This is a genomic window from Micromonospora sp. MGP-C2 (genome assembly GCF_057766525.1).
This window is the reverse complement of the sequence record NZ_JBYMEN010000002.1, coordinates 1,878,821-1,902,955: the sequence shown is the minus strand read 5'-3', so window position 1 is coordinate 1,902,955 and position 24,135 is coordinate 1,878,821. Positions and strand designations below refer to the sequence as shown.

23 protein-coding genes are annotated in these 24,135 nt (G+C 66.4%); 19 read left to right on the top strand and 4 right to left on the bottom strand.

From position 1 onward, the window contains the following. The first annotated feature begins 192 nt into the window (after window positions 1-192). The 5 genes from AC3CF1_RS08340 to AC3CF1_RS08320 all read left to right on the top strand — a co-directional run bounded on the left by AC3CF1_RS08340 (window position 193) and on the right by AC3CF1_RS08320 (window position 6,674). The gene (locus AC3CF1_RS08340; RefSeq protein WP_488449996.1) at window positions 193-1,419 is read left to right on the top strand and encodes an SNIPE associated domain-containing protein; all 1,227 of its coding nucleotides are present in this window, start codon (window positions 193-195) and stop codon (window positions 1,417-1,419) included. A 403-nt stretch (window positions 1,420-1,822) separates the two neighbouring features. After that, on the top strand, window positions 1,823-2,752 hold the full coding sequence (locus AC3CF1_RS08335) for a hypothetical protein (protein WP_488449995.1): 930 nt from the start codon (window positions 1,823-1,825) through the stop codon (window positions 2,750-2,752). 673 nt (window positions 2,753-3,425) lie between these two features. Beyond that, window positions 3,426-4,427 carry a hypothetical protein gene (locus AC3CF1_RS08330; RefSeq protein WP_488449994.1) on the top strand — a complete coding sequence of 334 codons (1,002 nt, stop codon included), beginning with the start codon at window positions 3,426-3,428 and terminating at the stop codon, window positions 4,425-4,427. A gap of 811 nt (window positions 4,428-5,238) precedes the next feature. Continuing rightward, entirely contained in the window at window positions 5,239-5,910 is a 672-nt protein-coding gene (locus AC3CF1_RS08325) for a nucleotidyltransferase domain-containing protein (RefSeq protein ID WP_488449993.1), read from the top strand. Beyond that, a complete protein-coding gene (locus tag AC3CF1_RS08320) occupies window positions 5,910-6,674 on the top strand; it encodes a nucleotidyltransferase domain-containing protein (protein ID WP_488449992.1) in 765 nt (254 codons plus the stop codon). The genes AC3CF1_RS08325 and AC3CF1_RS08320 overlap by 1 nt, the downstream gene beginning before the upstream one ends. A gap of 263 nt (window positions 6,675-6,937) precedes the next feature. On the opposite strand, the gene AC3CF1_RS08315 is transcribed toward AC3CF1_RS08320, so the two are convergent. Further along, complete coding sequence (locus tag AC3CF1_RS08315; protein ID WP_488449991.1) at window positions 6,938-7,516, bottom strand: hypothetical protein; 579 nt, start codon at window positions 7,514-7,516, stop codon at window positions 6,938-6,940. Between the two features lie 272 nt (window positions 7,517-7,788). On the opposite strand from AC3CF1_RS08315, the gene AC3CF1_RS08310 reads away from it, so the two are divergent. From AC3CF1_RS08310 to AC3CF1_RS08295, 4 genes are all read left to right on the top strand, one after another. Continuing rightward, complete coding sequence (locus AC3CF1_RS08310) at window positions 7,789-8,085, top strand: hypothetical protein (protein ID WP_488449990.1); 297 nt, start codon at window positions 7,789-7,791, stop codon at window positions 8,083-8,085. 7 nt (window positions 8,086-8,092) lie between these two features. Beyond that, the gene (locus AC3CF1_RS08305; RefSeq protein ID WP_488449989.1) at window positions 8,093-8,626 is read left to right on the top strand and encodes a hypothetical protein; all 534 of its coding nucleotides are present in this window, start codon (window positions 8,093-8,095) and stop codon (window positions 8,624-8,626) included. A 58-nt stretch (window positions 8,627-8,684) separates the two neighbouring features. Further along, entirely contained in the window at window positions 8,685-9,053 is a 369-nt protein-coding gene (locus AC3CF1_RS08300; RefSeq protein WP_488449988.1) for a hypothetical protein, read from the top strand. A gap of 1,361 nt (window positions 9,054-10,414) precedes the next feature. Then, window positions 10,415-10,876, top strand: coding sequence for a helix-turn-helix domain-containing protein (locus tag AC3CF1_RS08295; RefSeq protein WP_488449987.1), 462 nt, complete (start codon window positions 10,415-10,417; stop codon window positions 10,874-10,876). 473 nt (window positions 10,877-11,349) lie between these two features. Here AC3CF1_RS08295 and AC3CF1_RS08290 read toward each other — a convergent pair whose 3' ends face one another. Further along, entirely contained in the window at window positions 11,350-11,475 is a 126-nt protein-coding gene (locus AC3CF1_RS08290; RefSeq protein ID WP_488449986.1) for a hypothetical protein, read from the bottom strand. Window positions 11,476-11,558: 83 nt separating this feature from the next. On the opposite strand from AC3CF1_RS08290, the gene AC3CF1_RS08285 reads away from it, so the two are divergent. From AC3CF1_RS08285 to AC3CF1_RS08270, 4 genes are all read left to right on the top strand, one after another. Next, window positions 11,559-12,590, top strand: a complete 1,032-nt coding sequence (locus tag AC3CF1_RS08285; protein ID WP_488449985.1) for a hypothetical protein — start codon at window positions 11,559-11,561, stop codon at window positions 12,588-12,590. A gap of 651 nt (window positions 12,591-13,241) precedes the next feature. Further along, window positions 13,242-14,180 carry a hypothetical protein gene (locus AC3CF1_RS08280; RefSeq protein ID WP_488449984.1) on the top strand — a complete coding sequence of 313 codons (939 nt, stop codon included), beginning with the start codon at window positions 13,242-13,244 and terminating at the stop codon, window positions 14,178-14,180. 384 nt (window positions 14,181-14,564) lie between these two features. After that, the gene (locus tag AC3CF1_RS08275; RefSeq protein ID WP_488449983.1) at window positions 14,565-14,996 is read left to right on the top strand and encodes a hypothetical protein; all 432 of its coding nucleotides are present in this window, start codon (window positions 14,565-14,567) and stop codon (window positions 14,994-14,996) included. Window positions 14,997-15,279: 283 nt separating this feature from the next. After that, window positions 15,280-15,819 (top strand): hypothetical protein, encoded by a 540-nt coding sequence (locus tag AC3CF1_RS08270; protein ID WP_488449982.1) that lies wholly within the window; start codon window positions 15,280-15,282, stop codon window positions 15,817-15,819. A 1,330-nt stretch (window positions 15,820-17,149) separates the two neighbouring features. Here AC3CF1_RS08270 and AC3CF1_RS08265 read toward each other — a convergent pair. After that, on the bottom strand, window positions 17,150-17,827 hold the full coding sequence (locus AC3CF1_RS08265; RefSeq protein WP_488449981.1) for a hypothetical protein: 678 nt from the start codon (window positions 17,825-17,827) through the stop codon (window positions 17,150-17,152). Between the two features lie 95 nt (window positions 17,828-17,922). Between AC3CF1_RS08265 and AC3CF1_RS08260 the strand changes: the two genes are divergently transcribed. Both AC3CF1_RS08260 and AC3CF1_RS08255 read left to right on the top strand, forming a co-directional pair. Next, window positions 17,923-18,891 carry a hypothetical protein gene (locus AC3CF1_RS08260; protein ID WP_488449980.1) on the top strand — a complete coding sequence of 323 codons (969 nt, stop codon included), beginning with the start codon at window positions 17,923-17,925 and terminating at the stop codon, window positions 18,889-18,891. Between the two features lie 15 nt (window positions 18,892-18,906). Beyond that, on the top strand, window positions 18,907-19,575 hold the full coding sequence (locus AC3CF1_RS08255; protein ID WP_488449979.1) for a hypothetical protein: 669 nt from the start codon (window positions 18,907-18,909) through the stop codon (window positions 19,573-19,575). A 640-nt stretch (window positions 19,576-20,215) separates the two neighbouring features. On the opposite strand, the gene AC3CF1_RS08250 is transcribed toward AC3CF1_RS08255, so the two are convergent. Continuing rightward, on the bottom strand, window positions 20,216-20,929 hold the full coding sequence (locus tag AC3CF1_RS08250) for a hypothetical protein (protein WP_488449978.1): 714 nt from the start codon (window positions 20,927-20,929) through the stop codon (window positions 20,216-20,218). A 36-nt stretch (window positions 20,930-20,965) separates the two neighbouring features. Between AC3CF1_RS08250 and AC3CF1_RS08245 the strand changes: the two genes are divergently transcribed. The 4 genes from AC3CF1_RS08245 (at window position 20,966) to AC3CF1_RS08230 (ending at window position 23,988) form a co-directional block, all read left to right on the top strand. Beyond that, entirely contained in the window at window positions 20,966-21,286 is a 321-nt protein-coding gene (locus AC3CF1_RS08245; RefSeq protein WP_328532609.1) for a hypothetical protein, read from the top strand. 220 nt (window positions 21,287-21,506) lie between these two features. Further along, on the top strand, window positions 21,507-21,680 hold the full coding sequence (locus AC3CF1_RS08240) for a hypothetical protein (RefSeq protein WP_203148682.1): 174 nt from the start codon (window positions 21,507-21,509) through the stop codon (window positions 21,678-21,680). Window positions 21,681-22,503: 823 nt separating this feature from the next. Continuing rightward, window positions 22,504-23,496 (top strand): hypothetical protein, encoded by a 993-nt coding sequence (locus tag AC3CF1_RS08235; RefSeq protein WP_486482463.1) that lies wholly within the window; start codon window positions 22,504-22,506, stop codon window positions 23,494-23,496. Between the two features lie 69 nt (window positions 23,497-23,565). Further along, window positions 23,566-23,988 carry an NUDIX hydrolase gene (locus AC3CF1_RS08230; protein WP_488449977.1) on the top strand — a complete coding sequence of 141 codons (423 nt, stop codon included), beginning with the start codon at window positions 23,566-23,568 and terminating at the stop codon, window positions 23,986-23,988. Window positions 23,989-24,135: the final 147 nt, after the last annotated feature.

The window sequence follows — 24,135 nt, the reverse complement described above, 5'->3', positions numbered from 1 at the left end:
TGGGGATCGCCGCCGCCGGGATGGCAACTGTGGATCCCCGAAGCCTCGGCTACGCCAGCGGCAGCGCCACAACCGGCACACCCTGTTCCCACGGTTTCCCAAACACCGCAGCCTGCCCCTGGGCAGCGTGCCGACGGTCCCGAAATTCCCTTGTTCGGGGCACGTGGCAAAGCGCGTGAGCTGGCTGCGGAGGTGAGCCATCTTCGCGCAGAGGTGCAAAATCTCCGGACGGAGATGAACCGCCTCGGGGTGTTGCCGGCGGTCGAGCTAGAGCAGTACCGCGAGAGACTGGGTCGCGAGATCGCTGACCAAGCCGCGACCGCGCAAGCGCAGAAGGCGGACCTCGACTGTCAGCTACTCGAGCTTCGCCGGCAGGTTGTGGTGACCGAGGAGACGGCGCTGCTCCAAGAAGCTGGCGTTTACCAGTACAAGCACCCCCTGTCGGATGCGGTCGCTTACCAAGCCGCTCTCGCTGGGCTGCAGGACAAGATCAAGAGTATGGCCAAGCGGGAAGGAGGCGCGGTCCTCGCGGCGAACAGTTGGACCGTGAATGGGTCCGCAACCGAGGGTCGGGTGATGATTCGCGACTTCTCCAAGCTCATGCTGCGGGCCTACAACGCCGAGGCGGACAACTTGGTACGTGGTCTGAAGCCCTACAAGCTCGACTCGGCCGCCGAGCGCTTGGCCAAGGTGGCCGGCACCATCGCCAAGCTGGGTAAGACGATGCAGATTCGCATCTCCGAGGACTACCACCGCCTTCGGCTGCAGGAGTTAGAACTCACGGCTGACTACCAAGCGAAGGTCGCCGAGGACAAGGAACGTGAGCGGGAGGAGAAGGCCAGGCTGCGCGAGGAGCGTCGGGTTCAGCAGGAGATCGATCGTGAGCGGGCCCGCCTCGACAAAGAACGCCAGCACTATGCCAACGCGCTCGCCGCGCTGAAGGCCAAGGGCGATATCGATGGGGCTGCCCAGATGCAGGAGCGGCTTACCCAGATCGACTCCGCGATCGAGGACGTCGACTACCGCGCGGCTAACGTACGGGCCGGCTATGTGTATGTCATCTCCAACCTCGGAGCGTTCGGCGAGAAGATGGTGAAGATCGGCATGACCCGACGCCTCGACCCGCTCGACCGCGTACGGGAGCTCAGCGACGCCTCCGTGCCCTTCAACTTCGACGTACACGCCCTGTTCTTCTCTCAGGATGCCGTCGGCATCGAGGCCAAGAGGCACGCACGCCTGGCTGATCGGAGAGTCAACCTCATCAACCAGCGCCGCGAGTTTTTCTACGCGACCCCGCAGGAGGCCAAGGAGCACCTGTTGGCGTTGGCCGGCAACCTGCTGCAGTACGACGAGAGCCCCGAGGCCCTCGAGTACCGGCAGAGTCTCACCCAGGCAAAGGATGAGGGGGGACGGGGCTAGGAGGGGCTACCTCGATGTCCCGCATACCGACTGAAGCGTAAGGCGACCATCCTTTGTGGCCGGCACCATCGCCGCCGCCGCGGTCGAGCACAACCACCAGGAGCCTCCATTCGTCGATCGTCCCATCGCACGGCCTGACTGCGTTTCCACTGGCTTCTGGTGGACAGGAAGGTCGTCAGACCTGTACCAAGGGCACCAACGACGACGCCCAGTAGTGCCGGTAGCTGTGAGACGAAAGCGTCCATCGGCTCACGGGTGTCATGTCATGTAGCGGCAACAACTCAAGGTCGGCATCAGATCCGAGGTCGACGCGTGGGCTGATGTCCTACAGCACCGGAATCCGCATCCGCCGGCGTCCGATTGTCTGATACCACCGCCGTCCGCGTCGGGTGATGCTTACATCATGATCACCGTCATCCTGACCTGGGACGCTGGGGAATCTGGCTATCCGTCTAATCACTATGCGCGGGACGTGAAACGTACAGCGGCTGGTAAGGCCGTTTCCTGCCGGTGGAGTGTCGGATCACGCCGGGGTGGGCTTGGTCGAGGGGACCGAGTCTTCCTGTTTCGTCAAAACAGTGAGCGCGGCATCGTCGCAAGCGGAACCGTGACCGGGAGCAGTGTCTTCGCCGACTCCCATTGGGAGGAGTCGACCCGCCAGGCCTGGTACATCGCCCTGCGCTGGGACACCGTGCTGCCGGTGGAGGACCGCCTGTCGGTTGAGGAGTTGCTGGCAGGGATACCAGCACATCACTGGAATCACGTTCTCGGATCAGGGCAGCGTCTGTACCCGCCGTCCGATGAGCAGCTCGAGCGGCTCTGGTGGTCTCACCTCGCCACTTTGCGGGCTTCACCAGCCGGCTCAACTGCCGAACCCGTCCCCGTCTCCGCAGCGGTCACACCCGCCGGAAACGCCGAAGCGGTGCCGATCGAGAAGATCGGCAAGAGTGCATACTCGCTTTCCAGCTCGGTGAGTGCGGTGGCCGTCAAGCGCGAGGCCGACCTCATGGCCCGCTACCAGGCGCACCTCGAGGCGATGGGGCACACCTGCACGCGGTACCGCATCAAGCCGCCCGGCGAACCGTACGACCTCTACACCGACCTGTTCGACCAGACAGCCGGCGTGCTCTACGAGGCGAAGGGAGTCGCCACCCGCGAAGCTGTTCGCATGGGGATCGGGCAACTGCTGGACTACAGCCGCCACATTCCCGGTCCGCCTCAGCGGGCCGTCCTCCTGCCGGCTCGACCCGGGAACGACCTGCTAGCCCTCCTTCGCGCCCAGAACATTCAATGTGTGTACGAGCTGTCGCCGGGCCGGTACGGGCACGATTAGCTGGTAACCAAGCTGCACCGGGCCGACGGCGCTTGGTGCCCGCTGCACCGGCAGAACCGGCGCGTCGACGTCGCCCGATCGTCAACCGGCAGCGGCCTGGCCGTAGTCCATGCGGGTTCGGTACTTCGAGGGGTGGCTCGCCCACCTGCTTGCCCGGCCAGCATTGGGTCAGCATGGTTGCCCGGTTCACCGAGTTGGTCCGAAGCTGGTCGGCCTGGGCATGGACCCGAGGCCGAGTGGCCTGTCGGTCCTGGTGCAGATGGTTCGTAGTGGGGCGAGCGCGGGATCGGCCGGGGCAGACGCGCCCGAGACCTGGCCAGGGAGTGAAGCTGAGGTCGCGCGGGTTGCCGTGCCGCAGCCGCCGGAGTCCGCGGCCGAATGGGCCGAAGCCATCGCCGCCGTCGTGGCCAGCGCGACCCACCCGGACGCCAAGGACGTAGCGACGTACTGTGTCCCCGCCGATGGAAAGAGACACCCCGGTGTGCGAGTCTCGTGCACTGACGGATCCGACGTCTCACGACCCTGCTGGATTGCCGGTAGACCACCGCGCGCACCGTCGGAGCCGGGCCCGCGCTGCCGATAACGCCCTCGCCTCGCGCTGTCCGTGTCACCTAGGGTTTCGCCGCGTAGCGCCACCGCAGCACCAGCACCAGCACCAGAGAAAAGGTGAGCCATGAACGCAGTCATCGATCTGGGCAACGGAGACTCCCTCCAGCTGGAGCCGGCCCGGCGCGTCCTTCGTCTCTATCCCGGCGCCGGTGGTGCCCAGGTCGAGGTGACGCTGAGGATCAGCAAGGCGCAGGACCTGGCTCCCGGCGTCGCGTACCGGGTGAACGCCCAGATGTACGTCGAGGACGCCGTGCGCCGGCAGCGGATGCTGTGCGCCCTCAACGCAGCGAACCTGGTCACGCCGCTCGTTCGGGCAGGCGAGGTGCAGATGTCGGGCTTCGTCACCGACGAGCAGTTGCGCGCCGTCGAGCAGTTGCGCGCAGGCGGGGACCTGTGGGTGAACCTGAGACTGTCGGTCTCGTCCGTGGAGCGGCATGCTGACTCGGTCAATCCGGACCAGCACCCCCCGCAGATTTCCTTAGAGGACGTGGCGGCGTTGCGCGATGGCAAGGCGGCCAGCACGACGTGGATCAAGGAGTTTCTGACGCCGAAGTACGGCCACATATTGCTACGGGCCAAGGTGGACTTCGAGCGCCCGCTGCAGACTCAGCGGACGGGGGACTTGAGGTTCGACATCAACGCCGGCGAGTGGGCGTCGCAGATGGCCGCAGTGGACGCGGGGGCGTTCGTCGAGCTGCTAGTGCCGCTGGCCAGGGGCGCGGACTACACAAGCGCGGTGGCGGCGCTGCGGGAGGCGCGTGAGCTGCTCCGGCAGGGCAACATCGAACCCGCGATCGTGGAGGCCCGCAAGGCCGTGGAGCAGGTCCGTGACGCGTGCGGCACGCAGAAGCTGTTCGCCGCGGCGGTAAAGAAGGCCCCTCGTCAGCGGACGTACCACGAGCGGTGGGCGTTCATGGTCGAGGACCTGTTCTCGACCATGAGCGGCGCGGGCCACAAGGACGAGGTGACGCAGGACTTCGAGTACACACGGGAGGACGCCGAGATGCTGATCGTCGCGACCGCCGGGATGCTCAAGCGGCTGTCCGTCGACAGTAACTCGCTATAGCCGGCCGGGAATCACATGACTAATCGCGCCAGCTCTGACCAGCCCTCCGCCATGGCGGAATGCGAGGATCATTCCCGTGCGACTTGAATTGACACACCATGACTCCACGACGCTGGCCCAGAAGCCGTTTGCGGCGGTGGCAGGCTTCAACCCAGCGTGGTGGACTTCGACCCTTGTGCGGGGACCTCTCATCTGGTGCAGCTTCAGAGTCCCTGATCTGGGTGAGATCGCCCGTGCGCAGATCAAGCTCCGATCACTCGTGGGCGCGGCATACCCCACCCGCCGCGTCCCACGCGGTGGAGCAACCGAGGTCGATCTCATTGAGGTCCGTGCTGACCTTCGTGGCAGAGGACTGGGCCGCAGCGTCCTAGGGCTGATAAAGAAGGCGATCCCGGGCCCGTATGTGGCGCTCTCCCTGGACGAAACCTCGGACGGCTTCTGGCGTCGCGCGGGATGGGCGGAACACGACCATCCGGAGGCGGCTGAGGCCCGCTCGAGCGGCGGAGGAGTGCCAGCCGTGCTTTTCGAGACGTCCTGACCTTTCAATCCCACCAGCAACCTTCTGTCCAGGGCTTCCTGCTGTGAGACCTCTTCGATGGACCCGAAGGCGTCAGCACTGGCGGTCCCGGTTGTCACTCCGGCGACGTCCGCCCATGTCGAGATCTGTGCTCTACGGCGACGAGTACGGGCCTGGGTCGCAGTCTGGCCGGACCACCATGAGCACTTCTTCGTCGAAGAGCCGAACCTCACGGACGCGGAGTGCTCGAAAAGGATGGCGCGTGCCGGGCGGTGATTGGGTAGCGTCCCGGGCGTGATCGAGCTTGTCGAGCGGCATACGGTTCTCGCCGTTGTGGTCGGGTCGCGGGCGTACGGGCTGCATGACCTGGCCTCCGACTACGACCGGCGTGGTGTGTATGTAGCGCCCACACGGGCGTTCTGGCACCTCGACAAGCCGCCCACTCACCTCGACGGCCCAGCGGCGGAGCAGTTCTCCTGGGAGTTCGAACGCTTCTGCGTCCTGGCCCTGCAGGGCAACCCGACAGTCCTGGAGGTGCTCTGGTCTCCGCTGGTCGAGACGATCACCGTCGACGGGGAGTGGTTGCTGGCGGCACGGCAGGCGTTCCTGTCCAGGCGGGTGGCGGAGACCTACGGCAACTACGCCCGGGATCAGCTCAAACGAGTGGCGGCCCGCCGCGAGCGCACCGGCGAGACGAATCACAAGCAGGCCATGCATATGATCCGGCTGCTGGTCGCCGGGGCGCATGTGCTTCGGACCGGGGAGGTGCTGGTCGACGTTCGTCACCTGCGCGACCGGCTGCTCGCGGTGCGGCGCGGCGAGCTGCCCTGGGATGAGGTCGCCGCTTGGACGGCGGATCTACTGGTTGAGCTCGCCGACGCGACCGCAAGCACCGTGTTGCCTGATCAGCCCGAGCGGGCTGACGTGGATCGGCTGCTCACGGCCGTACGGGAAAGGAACCTGTAGTGACCACCGAGGTGCCGCCGTGGGCCGCCGAGGCAGCCTGCGCCCTGCCTCGTCCGCTGCTGTTCGCCACCGTCAGCGGTGCGCATCTGTACGGATTCGCATCCATCGACTCCGATCTGGATTTGCGGGCCGTGCACTTGCTCCCGGCTGAGGAGGTCGTCGGGTTGCGCACCGGTCCGCAGACGTTGCAGCACATGAGCGTGCGCGACGGTGTCGAGTTGGACGTGGTCAGCCACGATCTGCTGAAGTTCGTCAAGCTGTTGAACAGCCGCAACGGGTACGTCCTGGAGCAGCTGTTGTCACCGCTGGTGGTTGTGACCACTGCGGTGCACGCCGAACTCATTTCCTCGGCCCCGCGGCTGGTCACCCGTCACCATGCGCACCACTACCTCGGATTCGCGGCCACCCAGGAGAAAGTGTACGCCAAAACCGGGCAGCTCAAGCCTGCGCTGTACACGCTGCGGGTCCTGCTCACCGGGATCCACCTGATGCGAACCGGCCGCGTAGAGACGAACCTTGCCGTGCTCGGAACGAGGTTGTCGTACGTACCGGATCTCATTGCCGCCAAACGGGAGGCCGAGCATGGCCCGCTCCCCGCGGGCTTTGCAGGGTGGCTCGCCACCGACGTGTCGCGGCTGCGCGCCAAGTTGGAGACGGCCCGGGACATCTCGGCGCTGCCCGAGCACGTAGACCCGGCAGTCGTGGACGCCCTGCACGACCTGGTGGTGCGCACCCGACTGCATGGCTTCCAGCCAGCGTCGTGAGTCAGCGGGCTGAGGTCCGCCGCAGGTCCGTCATCTCAGACACCGATCCCACGGGCAACGTCCTGAGCAGGCCCTTCAGGCTGCCGTGAGTACGAGCGAGCGCCGATACGCCGCGCCCGAAGTGCTCACCGACGCCGGACTGAGACGAGGGATCTGACCTGCGGTAATTCGGCTGAGCGGTGCGGCGTGACCTCTCAGTGGTTACGAAGGCGTCAGCGTCCGTGGGTCAGTCTGTCAGCCGGTGGTGTCCTCACTTCTCAATGTCAGCGCGCATTCGATGCCTCGATAATGGTGGCCGTTCCTACCGTGGGCCGGCCCTCGTGCATGGTGATCGTCATGCCCGGCTGCAGGTGACGCCAAAGCTCTGGGGACAGTGGGCCCAGGCGGACCGAACCGGTGGCGCTTGGTGGCAACGCTGGCGCGGACTCCACCCAGACGCGTGCCACGAGCAGATCAGGGTTGCCCGCAGCAGTAAGCCGGCCGAGGTCCCACAGCGGTCGGAGGACGCCCTTGCCCGGGATCGGTGTTCGCCGGCCACCCTCGGTGGCCGATAGGAGCCGTAACTCGGCGCGGACGATTCCGTGGATGCTTTCCCACCGACCCCAGCGGCACCACGCGGCGGCATCGGGAAGCCACATCAGCTCGGCGCTGTCGATCAGCAGATCCCACCACGCGGTCGGCGGTCGCCAACCCGTGTCGAGGCCTGCAAGCAGGTCGAGCGCGACCTCCCACTCGTCGTGGTCGAGGTACTCGCGCACGTCCACCACCGTCACGCCGGCCTCGTCGACGACATCAGCCGGGACCATGGCCGCAGCTCGACCAAGCAGATCGGCAACATCCACGCGCGGATTATTTAACGTCTCCGCAGCATCAGCGCAACGGCTCCCACCGGCGCACGGATCTGCTGCTGACAAGGCGCGGTGATCGCGGGCGTGCTTCCCGATCGACCGATGCGGCTGCGGGAGCCCGCGCTGTTGCCACCGCACTGGGCCGGCAGCTCTCGATCGGTCGCGGTCGGCGACCCGGTGCCAGCTCGACACCGACGGCTACCGACCATGCGGCTCTCACAATCGCGCACACTCGCGTGATGATCCGATGCCCTAGGGTTACCGGCATGGTCGATGTGGACAACGAACTGGACCACCAGGGCATGGCAATCGAGCTGATCGATGCCTTCGTCGAACGCGACGCGGCAGGCCTGGCCGCGCTCGACGCCGCCGGCCGGGCAGAGCAGATCCAGGCGCGGCAGGCGCTGTATGACTACGTCGACCGGATCTGGGAGGACGCCAAGGCCCGCGGCCTGGACCCAGCAGTCCGGCCGGACTGGAACGTCGTGGCCGGGCTGCGGGACCTGACCAACGCGCTGGTCGAGCAGGCCGGGCAGGCCCAGGCCGACGCCAGCGAGGACTGAGCCGCCGATGACCGATACCGGCTCGCGTGATGCCGAGATCCGGGACCTGGTCGCCAGTACAGCGACGATGCTCGGTCGGGTGTCCGGGCGTGAGCCGTGGCGCGAGCTGCTCCTGCGGTTGACCGGAGGCCGGTGGCCGCGCCGGTCCGGCTGGCCGGTCGTGCCCCGGCTGGCCACGCCGTGGCAGGACACCGTCTCGAACGAGCGGATCGGCTGGCGGATGCGCGCGGCGAACCTACGCGCCCACGACCCCGATGACGCGTCCGTACGGGACGAGTTCGTGTTCGAGGTCGACTACCAGATATGTCCTCGGTGCCGGATCGGCTGGGTCGAACAGCCGCACACCCTGCCGGCCTACCGCCGCCGCGGCTTGGCCGCCGCCGGCCTCGCGGCCCTGCGCAGGGAGAACCCCGGCTACGCCTGGCACACGCTCGGCGGGCACATCGACGGCTCGCCAGCGTTCTGGGACATCATCGGCGCCGACGTCCCGGGCGGCTACCGGCCCCACCGGGTGTGCGAGCACGTCACCGCCGGCGGCTGAACGGCCAGAACGTCAGAACGGCGCCTTCGTGCGCGTCGAGCAGCGGAGGATCATGCTCATGCCGCCGTACCGAGACCCGGAAGGCCGCCGGTACGCCGTGGTGAACCGCCACCGCTGCTGGGTCGTGGTCGACATCATTGGCATCCACGATCGGGCCAGCGGAGCTGACCGGGCCGACCGTGATCCGGTCAGGAAGCCGCCGGTGCTGCTGCCCGGCGACGGCACACTGGGTCGCTCCTGGTCGGAACCGGTCGGGCTGCGATCAGCGTCGTGGGAATCAGACGACGTCTCGTCCGTCGACTTGGAACCAGTCGGACGGGACAACTTCACGATCGGCAGCCACAACTCGAACTTCGTCGAGTTGGTGAAGAGCCGGCCTGCCCATGCCGTTGTCGCCTACGACCGCCAGGCAGTGCGGCGTTCGTAGTCAGACCCCGATGACCGGGCCGCCGCCAGCGAGGCCGCTGCACAGTCCAGGCTGGCCACCGAGAACGTGGCACCCCAGGCCGATGGCAGCGAGTACGGCCGGGGCCGAGGCAACCCGACTCACCGTGTCGAGGATGACCGCGAGTGCCTGCCAGGTGTCCGGATCAGGGCTGAGCACCTCAGCAGCGCCGGTGATTGGCAAGCAGCGCCAGGCGGCGGGCCTGGTCGGCGACGACGCGGGCAGCCCAGCGAGACACAGCACCGGCGGGCCGAACACATAGCCGCCTTCGTCGGCGACTTCGGTGATGACCTCACCCACGCCGACCGACTCGCGGCAGAACCGATGATCGCGGACGTGTCGAGGATGGCCCTGACGGTTGGGTCGGTCACGCGGCGAGGCCCAGCTGCTCGCGGGCGTCCGCCGGGCGCCGGCGTCGTCCAGGCGGCGCTGGGCACGCGCCTTGCCCTCAGTTCTGCTCCGCGAGGGTCGCTCTCCCGCACACCTCAACGTGTAGCAGAGTTTACGCTCGTTGTGGGAATCCCGTCGGGCGAATTCAGGTCAGAACGATCGAGGGCTGTCCGAGTCACGCCACAGGAGATCGATTCCCGTCAGGAGTGAAATCGACCCCGGATGTCGCACAAACGCACCAGGGGTGTGTGGCGCCCGCACTCCCATCACATCCAGGCCGGGGCATAGCTGAACCCCCTGACCTGCGTATATCGAGACTTCCACATATCAGACAGCTTGTGCGATGCGGACTCACCGCTCAGGGGTCTAGTCAACAGAGCGTGCAGGAAGGCGATACCGTCTTCTCTCGCACCACCCACCACTGCGTACGCCGCTTTGTCGCAGATGGAGGGAGGTGAGAGGTGGGAGCTGATCAGGACGGCCAGGCCCCCGACCGGACGACCGCCAGGCTTTACGCCTGGGCGGCCGTGCTCGGTGCGCTGGCGGCCCTTGTGAGCGCTCTTGCCGGATGCTTCCCCACCTGACCGTTGGCCAGATGGGGAGCACCGGTTGGACGGCCGTCGACCGTTTGGCTACGGGGGCGGCGGCCGTCCCCTCACTACGCGGACCGATAGAAGCCATCCGCGCGGACGGCCCCGACTCTAATCGGCCTCACGTGGAAGCTGAACCGGTAGTGGCATCTTTCTCTGCCGGTGCACCCCGCAATGGCCTTGCATGTAGGGCCTTTCCGCCGATCAGTCAGCAGGTGCGGCCATCTGGACGGGGTTCATGACGTCACGACGTCTGTCCTGACGTCATGTCCGATCACCAGATAGCGAACGGCTCACTATCGCTAGTTGCGGTACACCGATAGGCTGACTATCGGCATTAGCCGCCCAGCGACCGGAGACCTCATGACCAACACCACCGACAGCACCACCGCACTAGCCGAGGCGCTCACCCGGCTCGATCGCGCCCGCGCCCTCCGCGACGCACTCGCCCCCCTCGCCCGGCTCATCACCGAAGCCGACGAAGAGGCACGCGCCGCCGCCATCGCCGCAACCGCCGCCGGCATGTCCGAACGCGCCACCGCCGCGAAGCTCGGCGTCGCCCAACCAACCGTCCACACCTGGCTCGACGGGCGCAACGCCGCGCCCATGCCCACGCCGACCATCAGCGGGCGGGTGTGGATACTTCACAGCACCGCCCGCACCGTCGAGACGATCGTGCACCGTCTTGAAGGCGAGCAGCTGCCTCGCCAGCACAGCGGGACGCAATCACCCCTCTCCCGGATTGTCAGCGCCAGAAGGTCGCTGGGCGAAGCAGCGTTCTACCTCGCCGAGGCGGGCAGCAATCTGGAGCACCTCGGGAGCTGACCGGGCGCCACGTAGCGCCGCCAGGCCGACTGGTACGGCACGGCGCAGGAGCGGGTCAGAGCACCCCGGCAGGTACTCGGCGACAGCCACGAGGGCGACCAGCTCGACGAAGGCATCGCCACCCTCGCGACCAGCCCGGCTGCTCTCACGGGTAGCTAAAACTGCCGAATCGTCGCGTCTGCGTACCAGCTCGGCCAGCGAATCGAGCTGGAAAAGACGGCGGATTCAGACGATCTTATCGTCGAGGTGTCTCCCACAGGCCGCAACGACCAGAGGGTCGCAGCTGGCTAGCTGGGATCCACACCTGCCCAACCTCGGCGGGGGCAGCACGGACGACCCGTACATGTCCCCTAACTCGGCCAGGTCCGGACGTTGGTCAGCAGCATCGGCACCGCGAACCTCTACGCCGAGATCAACCGGAAACTCTCGGCCGGAGCCACCGCCAGCCGACTGCTCAGCTACATCCAGGTCAACTACAGCACCCACCCCGCAGTCCGGCGGTACACCTCCAGCGCCGCGACGACCCCGGTGAATGTCGCCCCGACCGCACCGGTGATCACCACACCGGTGGCCATTCCGACGGTGGTGTACCCCAGCACCACCTTGTGCCCGCGACTGGTTGGGGTGTCAGGTAGCGGTCAGGCACCTACTCCCCATCGCGGTTGTTCCCGATCCTGTCCATATGGATCCGGCCCAAGCGTGCGCAAGCCATGGGTGGAGCATCATCACCTCGGCCTCCACCAACTCCCAGTTCGCAGGCGTCCTCGCCGGTTTCGTGTTCACTGGCATCGTGATGCTGTTCGCCATGCGGGGTGGCCGATACACCCAGGCACTGGCGGTGCTGAGCCCGACCTTCATCGTGCTCGGCTTCGACAGCTACCTCTTCAGCCACGTCACTGGCAGCGGAAACGACGGCGAATGCGCCCGGGTCTGGACCGACGGAATGTTCGCCAGCGGCATGCTCGGCGTCGGCGCCGCCGGCGTCGTATCCAGCATCTGCTGGCTGTTGGCAGCCCATCTCGACACCCATACCAAACAACCACCGCCGGCAGACGCCAGCACAGGCCAGACGACCACGGACCAGCGGCCCGAACTGGCCCAGCCGGACCCGGCGATCGTCAACCTGCCGCGCATCGCGGCCGGGATGATCTACGGCGTGACAGTCGGGATCTGCCTGCTGCTAGCGATGACGGCAGACCGGTACCTGCGACTTGTCTCAGATGACGCGCCTCGAATGCTCTGGCTGTGGGTCGTATGGGCCGTGCCAGCGGCGGTCCTGTTGGGCCTCACTGTCCTCGTCCTCGCCCGGTGGCGGCGACGCGCCCGGCGCCAGCACGCGGCAGAGAACAAGACCCGGACCTCGCGCGTCCGGTCGCTGACGTTCGTGGTGTACGGGATGCTCGCCTACGGCCTGCTGACCCCGGTACTGGCCGGCGTCATCGCGAGCGTGGGCGATCACTGGTGGCAAGAACCCGGTCCGCAGATCGTGGTGCCAGCGGTCCTCGTCGAGCTGGTATTCGCCACGCTGCTGCTCGTCGCGCTCGTCCTCGCCGCACCGCCAATGCCACCGCCTGCGGCTCGCCGGCAGGAACCGAATGGCTTTCACGACGAAACCGGCCTTCCCATACCGACCCAACCGGAGCCCGTCGGCGCGGACGTCGGCGGTGCCGTCGACGACCACCCGGGACCACGTGCACAGACCGAAACTGCGTAAGACAGGCACGAGAAGGGCTCGACGCCGGACAGCCGGGAGCAGGGCATCCGCGCCACGTCTACCGCATCGGCGACGGCAGCGCTCACCTGCACGTCTGGTTCTTCGCCCGGCCGGAGGGGCCAGGCACGCAGCTCTACGGATCCTGGCTGGTCGTCTGGGACGACCTCCTGCCGGAGTATCCCGCCGAGGCGGACGGCGCGACTGTGGCTGATGCCCGGTCGCCTCGGGTCGTGTCCCAGCCACGGCGACTTGCCGGTTAATACCTGGGCCCAGTTGCGCCAGTCCTCCAGCCCGGCACAGCAGCCCGGCGTCACCACCGTCCCGATAGCGCTGCCGCGAACCCGTAGGCCCCCGGCTGCAATGAGGAAGTCCTCAGCCAGCAGCGCGTTCACAACCTCATCGCGGCCGCCAGGAGGCTGAATCTCAAGCCGACCGGCGAGCGCGGCCACTACAGCTCCGTTCATCGCCGCAGCCGGCGTTGAGCACCAACCACTCAACGCACGGTCATCCATCGGTTGGTTACACCCCGAGCTTCGTCCTCGGCAGAGACCCTCACCAACTGGTCATCGTCGGCCATCAGTTGATGTCAGAGCGGTGCGCGAGCGGGTCACACTGTGAGATGGCAGGGGCAGCATCCGAAAGGCGGTTGAAGTGGCGTTCGATGCATCGCAGTACGTCCTCGGAGACGATTGGGCCTACCGGTCTCGGGACACGGCGCCGTCGGAACGCGTGCGCATCAGAGCTGTCACACCGAAGAAGGCCAGTGCGATCATCGAGGTGGAGTTCCTCGATGACGACGACGCCGGCCGCCGTCTGCAAACCGTGTCGTCAGCCCGGCTGAAAGCCCGGTGGGCCGACGTTGAAGCCTACGACGCCCGGCAAGCGGACTGGCAGCGCATCGACGACTTCGAGCTCGACTCCGTCGAGCGGAGCGCGGTTCTCACCGTCTACTCCGCCCTCATCCCTGAGGATGTGGCAGAGCTGGACTGGCGTCCGGTCGAAAACGCAACGATCTTAAAGGATCGCGCGAAGCTGACCGACATCCTTCATGTGCCCGTGGAGGAGATCCTCGAGACGGTTCAGTGGTTCACCACCGATGACGCCACGATCGTCTCGCCCGCCGGCGCTGTCATCATCGCGGAGGCCGCCTGCCGAGCCCAATCGCACACCATCCTGGAGCACGTGATCGAGGAGGAGGCCGAAGCCCGGCACAAGTGCAAACACGGCGGCCCGCATCCTATCCACAAGGGCGAAAAGTCCAGTCCGGAATGGGAGTATCGGTGGTATCGCAAGCATGTCCGGCCCGAGCACGAACTTCTGCGGCAATGGTGCGGCCACCGCGCCGTCGTAGCCCACGAACGCCTCGCGGCCGCTGAAGCCGAGAACCACCGCCTCGACCTCCTCGTCGTGCAACTCATCAAAGCCCTCGACGTCGCCGGTGACACCATGCAAGCTGAACGATTCGCCGAAGAACACGAACGCGACCGGATCACCCCTTACCTCGCCCGACCCGTCGTCGACAGGCCGCTGCACTGGTCCGAGATGCCGGTGCGTGAAGTCCCGGTCTATCGGCGCCGCCGCTGGGGGTAGGCGTCCATCACTGTCACAGTCGTTCGTCCTCGGAGTCATGACGCGTACGCCGACCTTCACTTGCCGCTTGCGATGATTCGGATAGCAACGGCAGCGTGGCGCTGTTGCCCAGTGCCTTGGCCGACGACGTGCAGGCCGACCTAGAAGCGCCGCGGTGGAGTTGGCCGCGACCCCGTCATCTGCGAAACCGATCCCACGGGCAACGTCCTGAGTAGACCCATCAGGCTGGAGACTTCTTCGGCGAATGCGAAGGCGTCAGCACGAGTGGCTCACGCCTCAGAAGCGGGTGACGTCCGCACACGTTGAAGAACGTGCATGCTGCGGCCGACGAGCCCCAAGCGGCCGACGGCTGCCGGCCAGGCCAAGCGGGTTTACCCTCCCGGTATGACGGACGCCGTGGCACCGAGGGAGGGAATGGTGATCAGCATCCGGACACGACGCGACGTCGTCGTAGTGGACCCGGACCGGTTCATGGCCGCAGCACGGCAGGCGCTGTGCGACCGCAACCCGGGTCTGACCGATGCGGAGGCGGCCGAGGCGGTTACTGACGCCTACGACGCCGTACACGCCCTGCTCGACCGGGACGGAACCCTCGCCGCCGACGCCGTGGACGGCGAGATGGTTGGTGTGGATGGACGTCGGCCTGGGGCGCGGCTGAGCGGACGGCCGGACGGCCTGTCGCCGGCCGGTTGGCTGCAAGAGGTGGTACTCGACGACGCTCAGCCCCTGCAGGACTACGGCTGTTTCCTTCCGGAGGACCCCTTCGCGGTGTCCCGTGCCCGGGATGGCGTGGAATCCTCACCACGGCCCGAGTGACTGCGCGCGGCCTAGGTAATTTCCACCCAGCCTCGCTGAGAAGCAGATGATTGCGGCTTCGATACTGTGTTCGTCATCGGCGTACCCGGAAGTTGACCAGGTCCTCGGCCGGCATCTGCACCAACTCGTCGACCCAGACACCGTGACCGCTCGCATCGTCACCATGACCGGAAGCAATAGCTCCTCAGCCGGCTGAGCCGACGGGCGCCCATGCGGCGTTGGTGCTCACGATGTGATCAACCACCCGGTCGTGCCGCAAGCGCCGGTAGCTAGGCTTCCGCCCGTGATTGACGACGGCGAGTTGACTCGTTGGGTACAGACGTGGGCGCGGCGCTACCCCGTCGAGCACGACCAGGTCCTGGCTCCGCTGCTTGGAGCGAAGGTCCTCAATCGCTCCGCTGTGCTAACGGTAATCGGCTGGAAGTTCAATGCCATGGCTCACCGCCGGGCTAACGCTGGGAGGGGTTTGGCCCAAGAATCGGATCAAACCGTTCGGGATATCACCGCTGCAGCCCGCGGCTGTCAGGATGACGGTGCTGCGATGCGCGTGATACGCGTACTTCAGGGCGTCGGCCCTGCTCTCGGCAGCGCACTGCTTATGACGATGGATCCACAGCGATGGACCGTCCTTGACGAGCGCGCAGTGAAGTCGATCAACGCCATTGGCTACGCCGAGGTGGCGCCAGACTCCCAGGATCGGCGGACCTGGCTTCCCTATCTGCGTGCCTGTCTAGATGTGCAGACCCGGACCGGCGAGCCGCTTCGGGATGTCGACCGAGCCCTGTACGCGGCCAAGGGCAATGGCAGGGTGCCGGTAGTTTGAGGCTTGAGGAGTACCGGTGGTGGCGCGCCCGCGAAGCGATAGGGCATGCGTGGTTCTGTCGCTCCTCATGAGCTGGTGTCAGTCGCCGTGTCTGCCGCTGCTACACGCCCCGGCGAGAGGCCCGAAGTCGGACGGGTCCGTCTTCCGAGGCCTGCCGCCCGATCTGACCTCGTTCGGCCATACGTATGGCCGACTCCGCGACGCGTCGACGAACGCTAGCGTTGCCACATGGGCTTCCTGTCCCGTCTCTTCATTCCGCGCGGAGTCCGACGCGCTGTCCATCCGGTCCGATCGGCGAAGCGGGTGGTCCGCAAGGCTGTCGTGCCGAAGAGCGTGCGTAGGGCCAGCTACGCTGCTTCGCAGATCGCCAACCCACTGGGCGCGTTGAAGTACCACGCGGTCGAGCGGCCCCTCACGACCGCGCTTCGCAGCGGTTCGACGAACCGGTCGATCTCACCCGCACCGGTGTATCGACACGGCAAATGTGCCGTCAAGCACCGCAGCCCCGAAGCAGCAAGGCGTTGTCGGAACCGCTGACTACGGGCGGGCTTACCGCATCTGCCGCCGCAAGAAGGCGCGGCATCCGCAGATGCGGCCTGTGACGGCCAGGCAGTGGGAGCATGTCGGGAACGCCCGAGGCGAGCGATCGCTGGCCGGGCGCCTGCGTCAGCCGATGGCCGCTCAGCCAGCAGCCACGATGCGTTTGCTGGACAATCTTCGGGACCGCTCATCTCGGCCTGCCGACAGCAGCCCGGCACGAGCCTGGGCTCGGGGGAGCAGGTTGGGAGCAACAGGGTGCGATGAACGGCCGTCAACTGCACCGAACGGCAACCAACGGCGTGCAACTGCGCCCACCCTAGCTGCAGCTTTCGTTTTCGCAGCTTAAGGGCGGTGCGGCGTCCTGCTTCACCGCGGAGTGCTCCGCGGTTCTGCGTAGCGGTCGCCAACGCTCTATGTCGCCTGGCAGGGGAGTGTGCACAGGTCAAGGCGGTAAGGAGCCGTTGGTTGGCCTGGCCTTGCAACTGGGAGCAGATTGGGTGCAGGTTGGCGAAGAGGTCTCCACGCCCGAAGTGCTCACCGACGCCGGACAGAGACGAGGGGCCTTGACCTGCGGTGATGGAGATCGAGCGGTGCGGCGTGACCTCCCAGTGGATACCGAGGGCGTCACGGATGCCCGAAGCCCCTCGAACGGTCCCGGCGTTTCAGGCCAGGGACCGTTGATGTGCCCGGACCGAGTTCGGCGCGGCGGCTTTCGGGCCTGCGTTGGCGGATGTGCCTGGTCGTCATGGACACATCCGCTAGCAGGGCAAGCGGCCTGGTCCGCCTGCCGCTACGTGGTGGTCGGGTAACCGATCGCGGCGATGTCCTTGCTCAGGTCAGCGAGGGTGAGTTGCGGGTTCAGGGTGCGTATCACGGTGTCGGTGAGCGGCCGGTGAGCGACGATGTGTTCGACGGCGGGGCGGTTCAGCTCAATCTCGTAGTAGCCGCTGGCGAACTCGATGTATTGGTCGACGATGCCGTCGAGCAGGATTTCGAGCATGCCGGAACCGTCCGGCCCGGTGTCGTCGTACGGCCCGCGCAGTGGTGGAAAGCTGATGCCGTCGCCAACGTGCCAACGGTCGTCATCGGATAGTCGCCACAGCACTGCGGTCGCGATGAACTGCCCGTTCTCATCGCAGAAGGCGGGTTCACCCACCTGCGGGCGTAGCGCGGCGGGGATGCCGTCAAGCAGACTGGACCACAACTCGTGGTCCGGGTCGCCGTAGGGCGACATGGCCGACTCATGGTCAAAGACCCGGATGAACGCTCCGTCGACGGTGAACACGACCGCCCACTCATCACCACTGCCGTTGCTCATCAGCGCCGCCTCGTCTGGACCCCATGCTGAGGTATAGGCGTAGTACGGTTCTCCACCATCGATGATGCGTTCCAGCACGGCCAACGCTTTACAGCGTTGCCGCAGCCGTCCGATGGTCGGCAATCTGGCGGCTATGTCGTCCGCGGTCACCGGCTGACCCTACTGGCACCGCGGCGGCACACATCACCAGCATGATCCGGCTGCCGCAGGCGGTAGTCGGTAGGCGGTGGAGGATCATGTTGGGGATGGGCAGTGTCGTGGAGGTGCGGAGTCCGGTCGATGTTGCGCAGCTCCGCGCCCGGCTGGGGGATGCGGGTGTTGTCCAGTTCCAGGAGCCGCTCGCCGAGGCGGAGTATCGTTCGGTGGCCGCGCTCCTGGGGGATCATCCGATGGTCCCGCTGCGGGTCTACGGGTTCGATGACGACCTCGCGACGCTGCGGTTCCTGCGCTGGTTTCCACACGTTCGCCGGTTCAGCGTCGCGGACCTGTGGCACCTGACCGATCTGACCCCGTTGGATCAGTTGAGCGCTGAGGTGGAGTTCCTTGACATCGGCGAGACCCGGAAGCCTCTCGACCTCGCTCCTGTTGCCCAATTTCGTCGGCTTCGCCGGCTGAGGGTCGCCGAGCACCGGCGTGGGCTTCTCGAACTGCTGCACGCCAACCCGGGTCTGCGGGACCTGTCGCTGTGGCGGCTTCCCGTCGACCACGTCCTGCCCGTCATCGCCCTGCCACACCTTCAGGCCCTGGCGCTGACCCTCGGCTCGTTGACAAACAGCGAATGGCTCACCCAGCTCCCCACACTCCGCTACCTGGCACTGCGCCAGGTTCGAAAGCTCAACGACCTCACCCCGGTGACAGACCTGCCGGCATTGCAGTGGCTGTGGCTGGAAACGCTTACCGTCGACCGGCTTCCGGACTTCAGCTCCAGCATCATGCTGACGCGCGCCGAATGCCTCGGGATGCGTCATCTCCGCCATCCGGCAGCCCTCCAGGGCCTCGCCGCGGCACCACAGTTGCGGGAACTCCTGGTGGCAGCGCCGCATCTGCCAGTCGACGCGCTCGTTCCCTTCGTTGGTCACCCGACACTCGAACGCGCCGGGATCGTGCTGGGCAGCCAACAGCGCGACCGCGACGCCGATGACCTTCTGCGGCTGCCCGCACCGCGTCCGGACACGCAGTTCGCCGCGATGCACGGGCTGACCCGCATTTTGTAACCCAAGCTCCTGCAGATGGCGGCGGCGATCTGCGTCTGTGGGAGGCTTCGTCGGGTGAAGGTTGATCAAGAGACACTGGACGCTGCGGCGGCGAATTCGAATTCTCCAGCGTGGGGACGAATCTGGAATGGACCGTCGCCTGATGGCACTTGGGATCTCCCAGAGCCTGCCGTCCTGCCCTGGCTGGCCCGGACCTGCTCGACATTCTCCCGGCGCGAACGGGTCGAGGTCCTGGCACTCGCGGGGGTGGTCGCACGGGCGGCCGACGCCGCGAGCCGCACGTTGTACGCCCAGGAGATCGCCACCTTACGGGCGCTCGCCTGTGATGGTCTGGCGGACGAGGCCTTTCACGACTTCACCTTCGTGGGTCTACAACAGGCAGTTCTCGGTTTGGACGGTGAGAAAGTCTGGAGCTCAGAACTGAGTCATATCAACGGCGGTGAGGCCGAACTGGAATGCCCAGCGTGCAAGAGCGAACTACTCCTCTGCCTGGAGCCTGGGGAATCCACCATCGAACCGGGCCTCTCCTCGGAGTTGGCCGAACGCTTGCATGCCGAGGCCGTGCAGGCGGGTCGCGAATTCGTGGCTACCTCCCTCACAAAATTGTTCGGCCGTTTCACCTGTCCCGAGTGCCGTACCACGTTCAATATTGCCGATCAGGTGGCAAGCGGTTTAGCTGAATAATGCATGCGTCCTCTTCTGCCGCTGCCCGCTCGGGATAGGCTTGGGATGCCGCGATGACGAATCGCTATCGTGCTCGGTTCCAAAGCGGTGACGCGGCAGATGCGTCTAGGACTGCTCGCTCGAGTGTCACTGCAGCTTGCCGGTCCTCCGTCACAGCCCATCTGATATGCAGGTCGGCCCAGTGCAAGGCGTCTTGCGCCCAAGTCGCCGCGCGCTTGGGCTGGCCTCCGATGAGTTGCTCAAGGTGCTCCTGCACGAAGGTGGCATCGGCAAGGGCCCGATCCAGGACGGCTTCTCCCAGCCCACTGACCGCTGCCTTCCCACGGCGGTACACCGTGAGCCGTCCTCGAAGTCCTTGGCCACGTCGCTCGCCGGCCATGCCCACGTAGACGAGACCGCCTGCTGCCCCTTGCCGAGCGAGGTACACGCCTGGGAGACGCGGCGCCGAGACAGCCGCATCGTGGAAGGGTAGCCACGGCGACCACTTTGCAAGAGCGGCGACTACGTCGTTGGCAAGCACCGCACCAGCATGCCGCAAGCGCAAAAGAGGCGAACCTCTGGAGGTATCTGACACGAGGACAACCGGCGGCAGGCCGACGGGAGACCGCAAACCTTTCCCCGCCGGCCTCCCCTCCGGGCGCTACTCGTCGTTCACGCTGAACGCTCGAAGCCCAAGGCCTGGTGCCAGCGCTCCCGCAAGCCAGGTAACACGGTGATCGCCGGCGGCCAGCCCAGCGCGAGCGACCGTGCACCACTCGTCGCGATCGAGCAGGGAAAGATAGCCGCTCAGAACGCGCTCTCGTCCGCCCTCGGGCCAAGCTATTCGTTCCGCCGCTGGATGATGTAAATGCTCAGCCAGTTGCGCGGCGATGACGAAACGCTCTACCGATGGCTCTAGGCGGCCGGCGTGTTCGCAGTGGGCCTCTAGAACGGCGGAGGCGGGCGGGTAGTGCTCGAGCGTGATGCCCGTGCCGCCGCTGTCAGCCATGATGGTCAGCAGCAGACCGGTGTGATCGACCAACTCGCTGTCAGGATTCGCTGCGGTGATCGCCTCATGTAGGTGCGCCGAAGCGGCGACCTCTCCGGCGAAGTAGCGGTTGAGGTAGTCGCCATCACAGGCGCGTCGCAGCATCCACGGCCGCGCTGCGGTGCTGCCGATCGTGCACAGGGACTCCACGACATAGACCCGTCCCCAGCCCGTGACCCGCTCGGCTAGCCACAGCAATGCGGCCGAGCCGCCACACCACGACCGCCGTTCCAGCGCACGGGCGGCCAGTGGGCCGAAGTGGCCCGACAGCAACCCGATCGTTTTGATCAACTCGATGTCGTCCTCATCCCACACGGTGGTCAGCAACGCCAGACCAACAGTCGCAGCGCACCGATCGGTCGCATGCTGGACAAGCCAGCGACCGGTCGCTCGGACACGTTCGGCGTCCACGCGACAGGCAGCAGCCGCGATGTGTTCATTGGGATGGATCGAAACATAAAGGTCATGGAACGCCCCGGCAAGATCGCCTGGAACGGCGGACGGATCGGCGAAATGCGTATCCAAGACGGCGGCGACGTCAGCACCGCTGCGGCGCCGATCCTCCGGCTCTCGAGGACGGGACTTCCGACCTCGGTGCTGTCCATCATCCGGATACGGCTCACCGTCACGGAGAAGAGGCGCGTCGGGATCCTCACGATGCATCCGCAACGCATGATCAAATAACGACAGCTGAGGTCCGAGCAGCCCAGGCTCGGGTGTCACGCTCACCGGCGGACAGAGGACTCGATTCTTTCGATCATGTCCGGATCATGCCAGGCACTTCAGCCGACCAGCAACCCCGCGCCGGATTGATCAGTGCCGCCAATCGCCTAAGGCGAGGGGAAGGCCCCCCGGCTCGCGGGCCCGACGAGCGGCAGTCCGGAAGACGACGGATACTCGCCTGATGACTGGACCGGATCTCGACCCCGAACAGTATCCGCCCATCGACCCGCGTGAACCGGTGCCCGACGACGCGGGCGTCCTTCTGCCTGGCGCGCCGGACGAACTGCCCGAAGCCCCGGCCGAACCGACGCCAGACGACGGTGGCAACGCCGGCGGCGTGCGCGAGCCGGCATAGATCCGTCGGCGATCGAGCGCGACACCAGCCCGACCGCCGATGCCGGCGCTCAAGACGTCGGGGCGCCGCCCAGCGGATCCGCATACGCCGCCGGCTACTGCGAGCCCGGTTTGGGGGAGCAGGTTGGGAGCAGCGGGGTGCCCTGAACGGCCTTGAACTGCGTCCAACGGCATCGAACGGCGCTCAACTGCACCCACCCTTGCCTGCGGCTCCACGTTTCCGCAGGTCAGAGTCGGTGCGGCGTCCTGTTTCCCGCGGAGTGCTCTGCGGTTCTGCGCAGCAGTCGACAGCGCTCTATGTCGCCTGGTAGGGGAGTGTGCGCAGGTCAAGGCGGTAAGGAGTCGTTGGTTGGCCTGGCCTTGCAGATGGGAGCAGATTGGGTGCAGGTTGGCGAAGTGGTCACCGCGCCCGAAGTGCTCTCCGACGCAGGACGCAGAGGAGGGCTTTGACCTGTGGTGATGCGGTCAATTGGTGCGCCGTGACCTCCCAGTGGATACCGAAGAGGTCAAGCCTCCAGCCTCCCGACTGGCTGGTGCCGGCTGTCGAACTGAGGCCTACCGGCGCCAATCACGAGGCCAGCCCGCATCGATGCACGGCTCTGGCTGTCGTCGCGGTGGCGTCGGTACGAATCCCGCGAGCTGAGACCCAGATCCCACCGGCGAGCCTTTGAGTAGGGCTTCCTGAACAGTGACCTCTTCGGCGGATCCGAAGGCGTCAGCACTGGGGGCCCAGGTTGTCAATCGGGCGATGAGCGACTGGCCGACGTGCGGCTGACCGGGGGCGGAGTGAAACGGTGGTGCGGTCCTCGCAGGGCCTGTGGATGATGGTTGGCGTGACTGAGAAGGGCGGCGGGTCCGCGGAGCAGCGCCTGTACGACGCTGTGGCGCATTGGAACACCGACACCGGGTACGGATTGGCGGACCTGATCCATGCCGCTTGTCAGGCGTTGATTGACGGGCTGGACTCGCCGACGTTGCGTGAGCTAGCTGGTGCTTCGGTGCATGACTCGTCCTGGGATATCGGCGATCTCGTGGGCAAGTCACTTGGGGAAATAGGGATTCCCTATCCGGGCACTGTCCCTCCAGGCTTCGCCCTTGCAGCAGGTGGAGGAGTCGCCCGCCGGCCAGGAGTCGACTCTCTCCGTCTGGAGGTATCGCCGGTGCCCGGCGACGCGGGCGGCGAATTCCAGGTCCGGGTCTACGTCAACGGTACGGAGATGACCTCTGCCGGAGCGGGTCTCGGGATGGACCCGTACGACGTCCTTGTTCCCACCAATCGTCTCGTGGCCGCCTCCGAGCCGTGCACCGTTGCGATCGCCCGATGCGAGTGCGGTGTCTACGGCTGTGGGTCCACAGACGTCACCATCGCGCGGGATGGCGATCTGGTGCACTGGGACTGGTCGCTGGAGGTGCCCATGATGCGGGGCGTGTCGTTCGTAGCTGCGGAGTACGACGTGGAAGTCGCACGGGTGGCTGCGGATCATTCGTGGGAGACGTCCGAGCGTGCCGCCGGACGGCGCGTCCTTACCGACGTGGACCGCGATCGGCTGCTTACCTACGGCCTCAGACCCAGTTGGGTCGCCAACGATTACCGCGATCAGGAGCTGTTTCAGGTCGCCCTTCAGATCGACGGTGACTACCAGATCTTCGTCGGCACCCCGTGGCGCGGTCGCAGCCCCGAGGAGCTGGCGGGTGAGGTGTGCGCCACCTTGGCACTTCCTCCCAGCGCCTGGCACGCCACCTGGCACGCCATCATCCCCACGCTGACCAAACCGCCGAAGATCGCGGGGCCTTCCTGGCGACCCGCGCGGTTCTAGCAGCAGCTAGCCGACACCGGGTGGGTCTGCCGCACCGATAGGTGGCAGCGGGTCTGGGACGATCTCGCCATGGCGACCTATGACGTTGCGCTGGTGCTTCTCGTCAATTCCTCGGAGGCGGTACTCCTGCAGCATCGCGATGACCACACGTCGGCTTCTCCGAACCAGTGGAGCCTGCCGGGTGGTCATGTCGAGCCGGGCGAGACGCCTGAACAGGCGGCGCGCCGGGAGTTATTGGAGGAGACGGCCCTGACGGCGGGTGAGTTGCGTGCGTTGTGGAGCGGCCCACGCCCGTACGAGGCCGGCTTCCCGCACACGGTGACTGTTCACGTCTTCCGCGGCCGGACCGATGCTCGGCAACAGGATGTGGTGGTCGGCGAGGGCCGCGCAATGGTGTTCGTCCCGCGGGACGAGCTTCTTGACCGCGACCTGGCCGTGACAACTGCCGCAGTCCTGCCGCTCCACCTCGACGGCGCCGGCGAGACGCATTGACCTGCCGCGATCCGCGCGACTGTAGCTGAGCTGTTGGGCCTCGGTTGAGCCGTTTCGGGAGCCCGCTCACGATGAGCGGGCTCCCCGGAGCCTGGCCCGGCTCGAACGGTGCTGCCATCCCTGGGTCAGTGACGTGCGGTACCGGCA